This window comes from Bradyrhizobium sp. 18BD (assembly GCF_054185225.1).
The window spans coordinates 38,700-53,343 of the sequence record NZ_JAVAYL010000006.1 but is presented as its reverse complement, the minus strand read 5'-3'; the positions used below and the strand labels follow the sequence as shown (position 1 = coordinate 53,343).

Genomic DNA, 14,644 nt, shown 5'->3' with positions numbered 1-14,644 from the left:
CTGTGCGGTTCAGCATTCCGACCATCAAAACGATCCAAAAACCGAGCCTAGTATCAGGACAGCCACGAGTGCGATGATGCAACTGACAATCACGGTCATCACCATGTCAAGATAGCTTTCACGATGAGTGAGACCACTTATCTGCAATAGCAGCAGCACCGTGCCGTTGTGAGGAAGTGCATCCAGCGTACCGGCGCTCATCGTAGTAATACGATGCATCAATTCTCGGTCGATGTGATGCTCGGCGGCGAGACGCAGGAAGTCGTCGCCAAATGCATTGAGCACGATCGCCATGCCGCCAGAGGCGGTGCCGGTCAGCCCCGCCAGCACATTCATGGAGACGGTCAAAGAGACCAGCGGTCCTCCTTGAATCGCGAACACCGCATCACGAACCGTCGCAAATGCGGGCAACGCGGCAACGACCGCGCCGAAGCCGACAAGGCTGGCGATCATCAGCATCGGCAGGGCTGCGGAATTCGCACCGGCGTCGAGACTTTCGCGGAGGGTTGGCAGGCGTCGAAGGTTGGAGAGAAGGACGGTCAAGTTTGCTGCCGCCAGGGCCACGACGACTGACCAGACGCCGGACACGGCCCCGATCGTCGTGCCGCCCCACTGCTCCTCGGACAGGAACGAAAAATCGAGCCGCGGGAATACGACGAGCGACATCAGGAGATTCGTGACGATGACAACGACAATGGGCAGAACGGCAACGGCGAAGCTGGGCCCGCGCTCGGCCGGCTTGCCATGCGGCAGCTCGGCCGGGTCGAAGTCGCCCGCCGGTGCGGCCTGCTCGCGAACCTTCTCGCTGACCACGGGAGTGGTTTCCGCATCGCCGCCATAGCCTTCGCCCGCCTTGCGCGCGGCCGCCTCAACGCGGCCGAGCCACCACATGCCGAAGACGAAGATGATGGCCGACGCTATGAGGCTCAGCCCGGGAGCCGCGAAGGTGGTGGTGCCGAAGTACGGCATCGGAATGGCGTTGTTGACCGAGGGAGTTCCCGGCATCACCGACATGGTGAAGGTGAACGCACCGAGGCCGACGGTTGCCGGGAGCAACCGTCGGGGAATGTTCGCGGCCCGGAACATCTCATGAGCCATGGGTACTAGCACGAAAAATGCCACGAACACGCTCACGCCGCCATAGGTCACGAGAGCCGAGGCGATCACCACCGCGAGAACGGTGCGCTTGGTCCCCAGCTTGTCGGTCAAATAGTGCGCGATGGAGCTGATCGAACCGCTGTCACCCATGAGCTTTCCGAACAACCCGCCCAGCATAAACATGGGAAACCACTGTGCGACGAAGCGTGCTGCCCCGCTCATGAATGTTTGAGTCCAGTGGGCGAGCAGGGGCTCGCCTGAGAAACTCGCCGCGATGAGGGCTGCGATCGGCGAAACCAGCAAAACACTGACTCCCCGATACGCGAGCCACATGAGGAGGGCTAGGCCAAGCAGTACCCCAAAGAGTCCCATGTTTCGCTTTCTCCGACAGATCCGAGGTCGATGATTGAGCTGTCGCTGTCTTGCGCACGGACCACCTCAATCAAGCAGGCTTTTCGGCATCGCGCGCAACGGCAGACGCCGGCTCGAGGCGTTGCCGCGGCAGCAGGAACAGCCACGTCACCAGCACGAAAGGCGCCGTCAACGCCGGAATGGCGAACGGGGTCAGCGCAACGTTTAGGGCTGACTGGACGATGACCGTGAACATCGTGGCAAGGATCGTGTAGACCACGACGCGCCAGCTCGGCTGATAGAAGACGGTACCGAGTGCGATCGCAGTCAGGACCGGGCTGAAGCCGAGGAGACCGCCGGTGATCAGGTCGCTCTCGGCACCGAAAAGATGGGCCGTGAGCACGGCCAATATCGCACCTCCAAGAGCGAAGGCGGCGGCTGCGAGCGAGCTGACGGCGAGCCCCGCAAGCAGGAGCAACGCCGCGATGCTGCTGGCCTTCAGGAAGACCTGCGAGATGCTGAGGAACACGCCCTGGACAAGGTCAATCGGCTGGAGCGGGCTTCCCTGGTAGGGCTGGAATGCGGTAACAACCTTGCCGGTCGGCAAGGCTGCTCCCGCGAGGCCGGAAAATCCATACGTGGCCAACAAGAGGAGCCACGTCGTGAACACGAACGGAAATGTGAGAGCGCCACCCCATGGCTTGACGACGTTGGTCGTCCCCAGCATCACGACGACGGATACGACCGCCCCCAATATCACATAGACCCAAAGCAGCGGCCCGGGAGCCAGGAACGTCGCCAGCGCAAGGCCGACGAGGATGCCGTTGAAGCCATAGAGCCCCGCATGGAGCGACTCGGTATCGACGTGAAGCAGCTCCGCGGTCAGGTTTGCCGCGATGACCGCGACGACGCCCGCAATTGCCACGCGCGGGGCGCCGGCTGCATATGATCCCCAGGCAATCGCAGCGAGGAAGAGAATCCCGGTCAGCGGGTTGTTCTGAAACATGACTTGCCCGATGCCGCGCAAATTGATGTCCAGGAAACGCAATGCACCTGACGATGCGGAGAGGATTTCCCACCTTGCCAAGATCTGTTCCATTGCTGCCTCCTCTGACGTGGCGGCACCTGCGACTAGCGCCATAAGTAGTGGGGAGGTAACGCGGCGCCGATGATCTCCTCACGAACGATTTCCCAGAACTCGCGAACCTTGGCCTTCACCTGCGCGGTTTCGCGGCCCAGCACCTTGAAGATGAGACCGGCATCATTGGGCAGATGACAGGCGCCGAATGCCACGCCTTCCGCCAGATTCGCATCGGCGTCCGTGCGCTCATAGATTCGACCCGCTTTGTCCTTGGGTGCACACAGGATCACGTTGGCGAGCACGTCGAAGTCGCTCATCACGCCAATCTGCCGCATCCCATATCGCCGCGGTTCGATGACCAACCTCTCCGCGAACAGGGCGGGGCCATCAGGCCGCACGGCGGACGTGGAGATCGACAGCACCGTTGCTCCGAAGCACTCGTCCGGATGATGGTGCTTGCGGCCTGGCTGAATGATTTCCGACAAGAGCAGCGTAGCCGATGGAGCGATGGAGATCTGCGTGTCGCTGAGAAATCGCGCGTGCCGGTGCGGGATCACGGGATCGGGAAGAAACTCAAGATATGCGTCATCGGCGAGCGTAATCGTCTGGCTTTGTGCCGCATAGTTGGCGTCCATCGCGTGAATCTTTGTCGCCGACTGGGAGGTGAGGTGCGCCTGCGCGCGCGGGCCAAGGCTGACGTCCAGAGCGAGCCTGTCTCCCTGCAGCAAGCAGCCCGTGGTGGTGATGAGGAACACGCTGGCCAGGCCGGGCATTTCCTGGTCGCAATGCAGTGCGCGCTGCACCATGTAGGGCACACGCCGCTCCAGGGTCGCCAGAATCGTCTCTCCGGAGCGGCGCTCGAAGCCCAGGCGCAGGAATCCTGCCTTCCCGACGACGCCGCTGCGCATCTGCAGCGGCTCATCCTGGAAAGGGGCGAATTCCGGCATCGATGCGCCGAGCGCCTCGGCGCGAGCCCAGGGATGGACAGCGGCCGGTATCATGCCGACCGCCGTTCGCGCGGAGTGATATCGAACAGAAACTCCCGCTCGATCAGCCCAACCAGTTCGGGAATGCCTTCTCCGGTCTTGCAATTGGTGAACAGGAACGGCTTGGCGCCGCGCATCATCTTCGAGTCCTGCCTCATCACGTCGAGGCTCGCCCCCACGTGAGGGGCGAGATCGGTCTTGTTGATGACAAGGATGTCGGAATAGGTGATGCCGGGCCCATTCTTGCGGGGGATCTTGTCGCCCGCGGCGACGTCAATCACGTAGATGAAATAGTCCACGAGCGCCGGCGAGAAGGTCAGCGTCAGGTTGTCGCCGCCACTTTCGATCAGCACGACGTCGCTGTCCGGAAAGCGCCGCTCCATATCCTCGACGGCGGCGAGGTTCATGCTCGGATCTTCGCGCACTGCGGTATGAGGGCAGGCACCCGTCTCCACTCCGAGGACGCGCTCCTGGAGAAGGACGCCGTTGAGGGTGCGCTGGACGTGCTTGGCGTCTTCGGTCGTGACCACGTCGTTCGTGATGATGAGAACCTTGATGCCGAGCCCGAGCAGGCGTGGCGTGATGGCTTCCACGATCGCCGTCTTGCCCGACCCGACAGGGCCGCCGATCCCGATGCGCGTGATACTCTTCGACATTCCATGCTCCAATCAACGTCAGTTCATGAACAGGCGGACATGCGCCCTGGTATGGACAGCGGCTAGAATGTCCGTCAACGGAGCAAAGCTTGCCATGTCGGCAAGCCGCGCCGCCGCGGCGGTCGCATACATCTCTTCCACTTGTGCGGTGAGCTCATAGAGAATTTTCTGCGTCTCTATGTGGCTGATCTTCATCAACCGTAAGGCGGCGCCGAGGATCGTCGTGGCAACGCCGTACTGATGCACGACAAATGCCTGGCGGGCGGGCAGATTCTGCACGGCAAAGCTGATCGCCAATGCCACGGGATAGCAGCCCGGCGTGGCGGATGTCTGAATCCGTTCGCGCCACTCGCGAAGCAGCGGCGCGCCGATCACCTCTACACCCAGCTCCGTGAACTTTTTGCCCATGCGAACCGACATCGTTCGCGCTTCGTCGGAAAGCTTGCGCGCGTAGACCTGAGCATCGATGCGCGAGAGGGTGTCGACGTCGCCGGCAGATGCCGCGCGGTGCGCAGCGAGCAATGCGATGCAGTCGCCGCGTGCCGCCTGTTCTACCGCGGTGCGCGCGAAGGCTCGAAGCGTGGTTGCATTGGTAACCACGCCTTCCTGAACCGCGGATTCCAGCCCCGAGGAGAACGAGAACGCGCCAATGGGGAACATCGAGTCACCAAACTGCAGCATCCGCGCGAGAAATGCGGCGCTGTACGATGCGTCGATCCTGTCATTCGCGATAGTCACGCGCAGAACCGACCGTTGCCGGCGATGTGTGGCCGTGAGCAGAGGCTCCATGATGATCGTGAATATTGGTCTCGGCCTCTATCTTGGCGTGGCTCTCGTGCGCGTGCGAATGCACCGGCCCTTCCGCGCCGCCGAAGAGCCGACGCGCTTCATGTGGTGCGAGGTAGGGAACGACCTCGCGGCCAGGCACGAATTCGTAGCGGATTCCTTCAAAGCGATGTGTCTTCATGACGGACGCCATCACCTTGCGATCGACCGTCAGGGGAACATAGACGAGGTTGTCCTTGACCAAGGCCGGCCAATGCTGGTTGCCCATTGCATGGCCTAATTCAACGCATGTGCGCATTGCCATTTCGGGCGCAAGTCTGCTCAGGCCGTCCAGATGCACCATCATCACGTCACGAACTTCTATTCGCGCGATCAGCGCCGAGGGCGCCTCAGGGTTCCAGAGCAGCACGTCTCCGTCGCGGATATGCGTGCCCCGGTCGACAGAAACTGCAACCTCTGCGCCCTTCGCGGTGGTCTTGCGGAAGCGGCTCTTCTGCGCCTCCCACTGGTCGATCTCGATCAGGTCCATATCTGCGGTTGACAACCGCCTAGCCCATTCGGGGTCGCCTATATTGCCCAGAACTGCCTCGATCAGGATCACAGCGCGCTCCTAGCTGAAGAAATACTTCTGGTTCAGGGAGATCGTCTTCAAAGGGGGAACGGTCGCATGCTTGCCGTCCACGGTCACGGCGAAAGTTTCCGCGCTGACCTCGATCTTCGGTGTCCCGGAATTTCGAACCATGTCGCTCTTTGCGATCTTGCGCACATTTCTGACCGGCATCACCTGTCGACGGAGTTCCAGCTTCTCCTTGATCCCGGCTGAATGCGCTGCGCCGGAAACAAACGTGATGCAACTGGTAGCCAATGCGTCACCGTAGCCACCGAACATGGGCCGATAGTAAGTGGGCTGCGGCGTCGGCAGCGACGCGTTTGGGTCGCCCATGACCGCCCAGCTTATGAAGCCGTTCTTGATCACGATCTTCGGCTTGGCGCCGAAAAACGCAGGCTCCCACAGGACGAGGTCCGCGACCTTGCCGACCTCGACCGATCCAAGCACGTCGGCAATACCGTGCGTGATCGCCGGATTGATCGTGATCTTCGCAACATAGCGCAGCACCCGAAAATTATCGTTGCCAGGTGCATCCTCGGGCAGTTTGCCGCGCCCGGTCTTCATTGCATCCGCAGTCTGGATGCAACGCAGCCAGCATTCCCCGATGCGTCCCATGGCTTGCGAATCGCTCGAGAACATCGAGATGACGCCGAGATCCTGAAGGACGTTCTCGGCGGCGATAGTTTCGGCGCGGATACGGCTCTCGGTGAAGGCAACATCCGACGGGATGTCGGGGCTGAGGTGGTGACACACCATGATCATGTCATAGAGCTCCGCCTGGGAATTGATGCCATAGGGGAGCGTGGGGTTCGTCGATGACGGCAAGACGTTGGGAAGACCGGCGATCTTGATGATGTCAGGCGCGTGGCCGCCGCCGGAGCCTTCCGTGTGGAACGAATGGACCACCCGCCCCTCGAACGCCTCGATCGAATCGTCGACGAAGCCCGATTCGTTCAGGGTGTCGGTATGAATGCACACCTGAGTGTCCGTCTCGTCGGCGACGGTGAGCGCCGACCGAAGCACGGCCGGCGTGGTGCCCCAGTCCTCGTGACATTTCACGCCAACGGCGCCCGCCTCGATCTGTTCGACCAGCGCTGCCTTGCCGTGCCCGTGTCCCTTGCCGAGGATGCCGACGTTGAGCGGCCAGTTCTCGAATGCGCGCAACATCATCTTGATGTTGCCGGGGCCCGATGTAACCGTCGTGGCATTGGACCCGTCCGAAGGGCCCGTGCCGCCGCCGATCAACGTCGTGGTACCATTCGAGAGCGCTGCCTGCGCCTGCTGCGGAGAAATGAAATGAATATGCGTGTCGATTCCGGCGGCCGTCAGGATCAGATGCGAGCCCGAGATGGCATCCGTGGCGAGACCGACCTCGAGGCCGGGCGTAACGCGATCCATGATCTGCGGATTGCCGGCCTTGCCGATCCCACAGATGCGGCCATCTTTGATGCCCACATCCGCTTTCACGACGCCCAGCACCGCGTCGATCACCGTCACATTGGTGATGACGAGGTCGGGAGCCCCTCCCGCCCGCGTCACCTGATTGTCCATACCCATGCCCTCGCGCATGCTCTTGCCGCCACCGAAGACGATCTCGTCGCCGTAGCCGCCGCGCAAGTCGCGTTCGATTTCAACGAACAGGCCCGTATCGCCCAAGCGGATTCGGTCGCCTGTCGTCGGACCAAAGAGGCCGACATACTCTTTTCGAGAAATGGTAGCCATGGCGCCTCTCGCTCCGGAGATTGTGCTTCACAGCTCGTCTACAGTGAACGAAAACCTCGCTTCCCCGCCAGCGCCACTGCCTTGGATTTGACAGCGGCGGCGTCCGAGCCCGCGGTGGGACCGTCGACGAGATTGTTGAAGCCAAACACGGCGCGCTTGCCGCTGTAGGGAACAAGCTGAACCTCGCGCTCGTCGCCGGGCTCGAACCGCGTTGCCGTTGACGATGGAATATTCAGGTGCAGCCCAAAGGCCGCTGAGCGGTCGAATTCCAGGGCGCGATTGACTTCGAAAAAGTGAAAGTGCGATCCAACCTGGACCGGCCGATCGCCGGTATTCCGCACCTTGAGTGTCGTCACCGGACGATCGGCGTCGAACGTGATGGCTCCTGAAGCGCACACATAGCCGCCAACCGGAACCTCTACCGTCGCGGGATCGACATTGACGGGAGTCGTGGGGCCGATTTTTGGTCCAGCCATGTTGGTCTCCTAGCTTCTACTGAATCGGGGTGTGCACCGTTACCAACCGGCTCCCGTCAGTGAATACCGCTTCGATCTGGACCATTGGAATGAGATCGGCGACGCCATCCATGACGTCGGTTTTGGACAGGGCAGTCCGCGCCTCGTTGGTGACCTCTTCGATCGTCTTTCCGGCGCGGGCGCCGTCAAGGGCGACCGCCGAAATGACAGCGACTGCTTCTGGATAATTGAGTCTCAGTCCCTTGGCTTTTCGCTTCAACGCGACATCGGCCATCATGTAGACCAGCAACTTATCGAGCTCTCTCGGAGTTAGCTGCATGGGATCCCAGCCAGCATACGGAAGGTGTTGTTGAGATGGTGATCCAATGACCCGGAATTCAGCATTGGGGCTTTTACCCAGTTGCCTGCCGGAAAATACCTAGCGAGCGAAATCCCGCCGCCATGAGCTTGTTCAACGCTTCTTCGTCGGTATGATGCCTGATAACAAACCTCATACTGAGGTGTGGCTGCGATGATGCGATTGACTAAGTGGTCTTTGCAGGGCGTCGACCTCGCCACCGTGATCATGTTCGGCGGGCTGATTGCCACCAACGTCACGGCATGGGCCATTGCCCTCGCGCTGTTTTCCGACCGGCCTGCGTTGATGGCAACCGCGTTGCTTGCCTGGGTGTTTGGACTGCGGCACGCCGTCGATGCCGACCACATCGCGGCGATCGATAACGTCGTGCGAAAATTGATGCATGCGGGTGAAGGGCCGCGGAGCGCGGGGCTCTATTTCGCGCTCGGCCACTCCACCGTCGTGGTGGTTGCAACCTTGGCGCTCGGCTTGAGCGTGGTGGGTCTCGGCGGGGACAGCCTGCTCAGGACGGTCGGCAGCCTAATTGGCGCCTCTGTCTCAGCGATCTTTTTGCTGCTGATCGCCATGGCCAACCTCGCGATCTTTGTCAGCCTGTGGCGGACCATGCGCGCGGTGCGAACATACGGCGTCCACGACGCGGACCAGCTCGATAGGCTGCTCGCCGGGCGTGGGGTCCTGTCGCGATTGTTCGCCCCGATGTTCCGCATGGTGACGAAATCCCGTCACATGTATCTGCTGGGCCTCCTTTTCGGCCTGGGTTTCGACACCGCGACCGAAATCGGCCTGCTCAGCATCTCGGCAACGGAGGCCGCGCGTGGCGCGTCCTTGTCGCACATGCTGGTCTTTCCTGCGCTGTTCGCCGCCGGCATGGCGCTGATCGACACCGCCGACTCGACGCTGATGGTGAGCGCCTATCGCTGGGCTTTCGTCGATCCCCTGCGCAAGCTCTGGTACAACCTGACGATCACCGGCGCCTCCGTAGCGGTCGCGTTGTTCATCGGCGGCATCGAGGCACTCACCCTGATCGGCGAGCGGTTTGGCCTCCACGGCCCCACATGGGGGCTGGTTCAAACCCTCAGCGGGTCACTCACCAATTTTGGTTTCGCGGTGATCGCGCTATTCGTGCTCGCCTGGCTCGGTTCTATCGCCACGTGTCGTGCTGTGTTTGGCGGCACCGAGCCTGTTGTTCCGGACCGCGCTGCAGCTCCTGACATGCGCTAGTCATTTGTGGGTAGGCAGTGAGGGACTTGACGCAGCTTTGTCATGGCGCGGTTTCCCGTTGTGCAGACGGAGCACGCTCGGTCTCTCAGTTACCGACGCCTACCGAGCAGAGCCTCGGCCTGTGATGCAGAGACAATACAACCTGTTGCAGAATTGTTGCTAGAAATTCGGCTCTGGGGGCAAACCGCGAAAAGAGTCACGGCGAGCAAAACGCGGCCCTCTTAGCGCGGCCGCCTGGAAAATGACGCAAAAGAGCTGACTGACCGACGGACTGTCTGGCAACGTTGGCGGCGTCGTCCTGTGACCCGAGTGGGTCTGAATTGGCACAATATGCTAAGCGGAGGCGTTGTGTCGAGCGTGCGGGGCTGGGCAGTGCAGAAGAGACTGTTGCGGGTTTTTCCCGTCACAGCCTTTTCTGCCTTTCTTGTGTTGCCTGCGACCGCGCGCGAACTCGACGAGCCGCTTACTCACCTTCCGCCGATCACCGTCACCGCTCCTGAGGCCACCCCACCCAAACGGACAGCCCGTCCAAAGCCGTCGCGAAACCGCAGAACTCGGACCACAACAGCGCCCCCGCAGGAACGGCCCGTCAGCGGCGCCAGCAACGTCACATCCGGCGTGGCGCCCGCCGGCGCGCCCGGCTTGCAGCCCACTGCCGCCAGTGCAACGCGCATCGGCGGCAAGGAGGTGAATGCGGTCCCATTCGCGCGGCCCGGCGAGGCGCTGGAAGTGGTGCCGGGTCTGATCGTGACGCAGCACTCCGGCGAAGGCAAAGCCAATCAATATTTCCTGCGCGGCTTCAATCTCGATCACGGCACTGATCTCGCGATCAGCGTCGACGGCATGCCCGTCAACATGCCGACCCACGGGCATGGACAGGGCTACGCCGACATCAATTTCCTGATCCCCGAGCTGATCCGGCCGGTCGACGTCCGCAAGGGACCCTATTTCGCCGACCAGGGCGACTTTGCCTCGGCCGGCGCCGTGGCGATCGACTACGTCAACAAGCTGCCGAACAATTTTGCGGAGATGACCTTCGGCAGCTTCGGCTATCGCCGCGCATTGGCGGCGGGATCGACCAAGGGTGGCGAGGGCACGCTGCTGGCGGCGATCGAAGCCAACAAGTATGACGGACCGTGGGACGTGCCCGACGATGTCCGCAAGCTGAACGGCGTCCTGCGCTACAGCCAAGGCACCGCGACCGACGGTCTGACCCTGACGGCGATGGCTTATTCCAACGGCTGGAATTCGACCGACCAGGTCCCGCAACGCGCGATCGACCAGGGCCTGATCAACCGGCTCGGCACGCTCGATCCGACCGACGGCGGCACCTCCAGCCGCTTCAGCCTGTCGAGCAACTGGGCGCAGTCGAGCGACTACGGACAGACCAATGTCAGCGCCTATGTCGTGCGCTCCGACCTGCGGCTGTTCAACAATTTCACCTACTTTCTCGACAACCCCGTCAACGGCGACCAGTTCAGCCAGCTCGACGCGCGTACGCTCGGCGGCGTTGACGCGCGGCATACGTTCGACTGGCGCTTTGCCGCCTTCGAAATGCAGACCCGCGTCGGCATGCAGAGCCGCTATGACGACATCCATGTCGGCCTGTTCAAGACCGAGCAGCGGTCATGGCTCTCGACCGTGCGCGACGACCGCGTGCAGGAGGGCAATGTCGGCCTGTGGACCGATACCACGACGCGCTGGAACAATTGGCTGCGCACCACGGTCGGCATCCGCGAGGATTTCTTCGCCGGGCACGTCTTGAGCGATACACCGGAGAATTCGGGCAACGCGCAGGCGTCGATGGCAAGCCCGAAAGCCGGCATCGTGCTCGGGCCCTGGTCCAAGACCGAGTTCTACGGCAATGCCGGCTACGGCCTGCACAGCAACGATATCCGCGGCGCGACGATCACCGTCGATCCCAACGACAAGACGACCCCGCTCGATCGCGTGCCGCTGCTCGTGCGCTCGCGCGGCGCCGAACTCGGCATTCGCACCCAGGTGATCGAGGGCCTCACCAGCTCGCTGGCGGTGTTCGTGCTCGATTTCGACTCGGAGCTGTTGTTCGTCGGCGACGCCGGCACCACCGAGCCGAGCCGGCCCAGCCGCCGCGTCGGCGTCGAGTGGACGAACCAATACAAGCCCCTGCCGTGGATGACGGTCGATCTCGACGTCGCCCAGACCCATGCGCGTTTCACCGATTTCGACCCCGCCGGATCCCGCATCCCCGGCGCGCCGGCGTGGGTCGCCAGCAGCGCGATCACGCTGGGCGGCGACACCGGCTGGTTCGGCGCTCTCAAGGCGCGCTATTTCGGTCCGCGCCCTCTCATCGAGGACGACAGCATCCGTTCGAAGTCGTCGCTGATCTTCAATGCGCGCGCCGGGTACAAATTCGACAATGGCCTGCGGGTTCAGCTCGACGTGCTCAACCTCTTCAACGCCCAGGCCAACCAGATCGAATATTACTATCTGTCACGCCTGCCAGGCGAGCCGATCGACGGCGTTGCGGACCGCCACGTTCATCCCGCCGAACCATTGGCGGTCCGGCTGACCGTGGCGGGGCGGTTCTGACCCCGCGAAGAGATGCCCTGATGGCGGGTCGATCACGCTATGGTTTCGATACCGATGCCAGCCAAGCGGCCGCCGCAGTCGGACCCCTCAGGCGATAAATCCGGTCGATCGCTCAATGAACCAATAACGCGGCCAGAATTCCAATCGCGCAAGTCGTAAGTAAGGGCGCGCAACGTTCGACAAAGACAGCAAGCTTGATCAGCCCTGCGCCCCGTAGTGCGCACAGGACAACCTCGATGAAGGCAAGCAATGGCGGCTGATCGGTGGTCCGGGCACCTGCGTCACCTCCGGCGTGGCAAGGCTCAAGGTAATGGAATGCGCGACCGTAAAAGCCGTGACCGTAACTGGTGTTGCGCATAATCATGATGAGGATGCACGGCGCCACGGTATGTCCGTTGATCCGCTGCGAGCCGAGCACCTCGCCTCTGTCGCGGATAGGGATGCCCCGCGCCAGCGCCTAGGGTTTCGCCGGATAGATTGAGATCCGCTGGACGCTACGATCCTCCTGATGAGCCATTCTCGGTTGGAACGGCCAGTGAGTTGCGGCAACTTCGTGAGCCGATAAGGGAGCATCTAAAGGATATCGTGTCCAACTGACTACAGATTCTCGCCACCTACGCGCGGATCACGAACCGTATCGGGTGTCGACGGTATGCGCGAATAGTCGACTTGTCCTAAAGGAATGGAAGTATGTGTGATGCATGCATGAACACGCTTGTCGGACGGCGTAGATTATTGCAGCGCGGTGTGACGCTGGCCGGGATGTCATTGATGGGCGGCTCGTTCATTGCACGCGCGGCTCGGGCTCAGCCGGTACGCGCCGCCGGTACGCCGGACTCGGCGTTGAAGCTGCTGATGGACGGCAATGCCCGCTACGCGACGAACCAGCCGAACGAGCGTGATTTCTCAGCGAACCGGGTCAACACCGCTATCGGGCAAAGCCCTTTCGCATCGATCCTTGGATGCGCGGACTCCCGTGTCGCGCCGGAATTGGCCTTTGACCAACGGCCAGGCGATCTCTTCGTAGTCCGCGTCGCCGGCAACTTCGTAACGGATGAAGGGCTTGGTAGCCTTGAGTTCGGGTCAGCAGTTCTGGGATCGAAGCTTATTCTGGTGCTGGGACACACCGAGTGCGGCGCAGTGAAGGCCACGGTGGAGGCGTTGCAGAAGGGCAATAACTTGCCAGGCCATATCGCGGGGCTCGCTAGCGCGATGAAGCCGGGCATTGAACCAGAGGTCAAGAAGGGCGGCGACGATCTCGGTCAACGGGCGACAATCGCGAATATCCGCTTCAACGTGAAGCGCTTGCAAGAGACCAGCCCGATCCTGGCGGAACTCGTTGCGAAGGACCAGTTGCGCGTGGTCGGCGGCGTTTATGACTTGGCGACTGGAAAAGTATCATTGGTGTAGATCACAAGGCCTGCGCTGCATTTTGCGCAATTACGTCCTCAGTACGCGTGCTCGCGACACGCAGCGACGCGGAACGCATCGGAAATATAGAGAAAGTCGAGCTAACCGATTCTATTAACAAGGAACGCTATAGAAAAGCTAATAGAGCCTTAGGCCCGCCACGCCCAACGCCAAATTCACGCCGAATACCCCTTCGACCGACAACGGTTGCAGCGAGATCGTGCGGTTGGATCCTCCTACGAGTACATTCGCGCCCATTCCTATGCCAAGGGACGCGTTCCCACCTACGCCTACGAACGTTCCTCGCAATGCGCCAGGACCGATATGGCTCGTCGGCGCAAGGACGCTCCAAAATAGCCTTCCCCCTCCCGTGATGCCGACATCCACACCGAGGCGAGTAATCCTACCCCGATAGCGATAGAGCTGTCCTGTATTTGAACGGAAGACGCAATTCATCCGCTGTCGCGAGCCAATCAATAATCCAACTCTCGGCCCGGTCTCGCAAGTGAGCCCGCCGACTCGAGCCGGTTGCCTTTGCGCACGCGCGGGTGCGGCAAGTAAAAACGTGCAAATCCCCACGGCAAGAAGGCCCTTTAGCATCACACTCTCCAATTCGTCGGTCACGGTGGCTCTAAGTTGGCGCGCCGGCTTCTACTGCATCGCAACCTATGTTGTCACGGCGGATCAGAGCAACAAGGACGTCGGAATATTGAGTCTTGCTGGGTCATTCCATCCGGCAAAACCCTGGGTAAGCTCGTGGATGTTCACAGACGTAGACAGCGTCTGTGGCGAGTTTTCCAACCGCTCATCAAATGCGGCTATCAACCACTCGAAGGGTTCCTCGTCGGTATCCTCGTGGCGATGGGGGGCCACGTCGTGCTCGTATTCGTAGATCGCCGTCAGTCTCACCGGCATAAACCCATCAAAGAGACAGGAAGAGAGCCACGATCTACGCTCAATTCTCAGCCGATCTTCAGAATGAGCGTTCGATTTAAGATCAGCTTTCACTGCGTCAAAGCTACGCTGAGCGCGAAGACTTAACCGTTATCAGCACCTACGGACCCGTTCTGGCGGCTCCGTCATGGGACGCGAAGGCCTTGTACGGATGTTGGACAAAACGGGAGAGATTCTTTGAGGTATTGATCCTCCAGCGTTCGATCGCCTCACTCGCGACATCTGGCAGGCATCCATAAGCGGCTATCTTGGTTTGACGCTCGAAACTGTGTGGCGCGCGCTGTCTTTTCTGCGTCGCGCGGGCTTGCTCAACTTCGTCGGCAACACGCGACGCAGTATCGATTCTCGAGCGTGACCGACTACG

At 61.4% G+C, this 14,644-nt stretch carries 16 protein-coding genes; 4 read left to right on the top strand and 12 right to left on the bottom strand.

The annotated features are described in order from the left end of the window. Window positions 1–24: 24 nt before the first annotated feature. From RAD16_RS12825 to RAD16_RS12785, 9 genes are all read right to left on the bottom strand, one after another. Window positions 25–1,470, bottom strand: coding sequence for a GntP family permease (locus tag RAD16_RS12825; protein WP_458158239.1), 1,446 nt, complete (start codon window positions 1,468–1,470; stop codon window positions 25–27). A gap of 70 nt (window positions 1,471–1,540) precedes the next feature. Further along, the gene (yut, locus tag RAD16_RS12820; protein ID WP_458158238.1) at window positions 1,541–2,548 is read right to left on the bottom strand and encodes an urea transporter; all 1,008 of its coding nucleotides are present in this window, start codon (window positions 2,546–2,548) and stop codon (window positions 1,541–1,543) included. A gap of 32 nt (window positions 2,549–2,580) precedes the next feature. Then, on the bottom strand, window positions 2,581–3,531 hold the full coding sequence (locus RAD16_RS12815) for an urease accessory protein UreD (protein WP_458158237.1): 951 nt from the start codon (window positions 3,529–3,531) through the stop codon (window positions 2,581–2,583). Further along, on the bottom strand, window positions 3,528–4,172 hold the full coding sequence (gene ureG / locus RAD16_RS12810; RefSeq protein ID WP_458158236.1) for an urease accessory protein UreG: 645 nt from the start codon (window positions 4,170–4,172) through the stop codon (window positions 3,528–3,530). Before ureG ends, RAD16_RS12815 begins: the two co-directional genes overlap by 4 nt. Window positions 4,173–4,190: 18 nt before the next feature. Continuing rightward, window positions 4,191–4,853 (bottom strand): urease accessory protein UreF, encoded by a 663-nt coding sequence (locus tag RAD16_RS12805; protein WP_458158539.1) that lies wholly within the window; start codon window positions 4,851–4,853, stop codon window positions 4,191–4,193. A gap of 40 nt (window positions 4,854–4,893) precedes the next feature. Further along, a complete protein-coding gene (ureE, locus tag RAD16_RS12800) occupies window positions 4,894–5,559 on the bottom strand; it encodes an urease accessory protein UreE (protein ID WP_458158235.1) in 666 nt (221 codons plus the stop codon). Between the two features lie 9 nt (window positions 5,560–5,568). Continuing rightward, the gene (locus RAD16_RS12795) at window positions 5,569–7,290 is read right to left on the bottom strand and encodes an urease subunit alpha (RefSeq protein ID WP_458158234.1); all 1,722 of its coding nucleotides are present in this window, start codon (window positions 7,288–7,290) and stop codon (window positions 5,569–5,571) included. Between the two features lie 38 nt (window positions 7,291–7,328). Continuing rightward, window positions 7,329–7,766, bottom strand: a complete 438-nt coding sequence (locus tag RAD16_RS12790) for an urease subunit beta (protein WP_458158233.1) — start codon at window positions 7,764–7,766, stop codon at window positions 7,329–7,331. Window positions 7,767–7,782: 16 nt separating this feature from the next. Beyond that, entirely contained in the window at window positions 7,783–8,085 is a 303-nt protein-coding gene (locus RAD16_RS12785) for an urease subunit gamma (RefSeq protein WP_458158232.1), read from the bottom strand. 192 nt (window positions 8,086–8,277) lie between these two features. Here RAD16_RS12785 and RAD16_RS12780 point away from each other — a divergent pair, with 192 nt between their 5' ends. Together RAD16_RS12780 and RAD16_RS12775 are read left to right on the top strand one after the other, a co-directional pair. Continuing rightward, window positions 8,278–9,345 (top strand): HoxN/HupN/NixA family nickel/cobalt transporter, encoded by a 1,068-nt coding sequence (locus RAD16_RS12780; RefSeq protein ID WP_458158231.1) that lies wholly within the window; start codon window positions 8,278–8,280, stop codon window positions 9,343–9,345. Window positions 9,346–9,675: 330 nt separating this feature from the next. Next, entirely contained in the window at window positions 9,676–11,916 is a 2,241-nt protein-coding gene (locus RAD16_RS12775) for a TonB-dependent receptor (RefSeq protein WP_458158230.1), read from the top strand. Between the two features lie 112 nt (window positions 11,917–12,028). Here the strand turns inward: RAD16_RS12775 and RAD16_RS12770 are convergent, their stop codons facing one another. After that, window positions 12,029–12,334, bottom strand: a complete 306-nt coding sequence (locus RAD16_RS12770) for a hypothetical protein (RefSeq protein ID WP_458158229.1) — start codon at window positions 12,332–12,334, stop codon at window positions 12,029–12,031. Window positions 12,335–12,606: 272 nt separating this feature from the next. Between RAD16_RS12770 and RAD16_RS12765 the strand changes: the two genes are divergently transcribed. After that, complete coding sequence (locus tag RAD16_RS12765) at window positions 12,607–13,326, top strand: carbonic anhydrase (protein ID WP_458158228.1); 720 nt, start codon at window positions 12,607–12,609, stop codon at window positions 13,324–13,326. A 138-nt stretch (window positions 13,327–13,464) separates the two neighbouring features. Here the strand turns inward: RAD16_RS12765 and RAD16_RS12760 are convergent, their stop codons facing one another. Both RAD16_RS12760 and RAD16_RS12755 read right to left on the bottom strand, forming a co-directional pair. Next, window positions 13,465–13,926: a DUF992 domain-containing protein gene (locus RAD16_RS12760; RefSeq protein WP_458158538.1), complete on the bottom strand. Its 462-nt coding sequence runs from the start codon at window positions 13,924–13,926 to the stop codon at window positions 13,465–13,467. Between the two features lie 84 nt (window positions 13,927–14,010). After that, window positions 14,011–14,241 (bottom strand): hypothetical protein, encoded by a 231-nt coding sequence (locus RAD16_RS12755; protein ID WP_458158227.1) that lies wholly within the window; start codon window positions 14,239–14,241, stop codon window positions 14,011–14,013. A 223-nt stretch (window positions 14,242–14,464) separates the two neighbouring features. Between RAD16_RS12755 and RAD16_RS12750 the strand changes: the two genes are divergently transcribed. Further along, entirely contained in the window at window positions 14,465–14,635 is a 171-nt protein-coding gene (locus RAD16_RS12750) for a hypothetical protein (protein WP_458158537.1), read from the top strand. The last annotated feature ends 9 nt before the right edge of the window (window positions 14,636–14,644 follow it).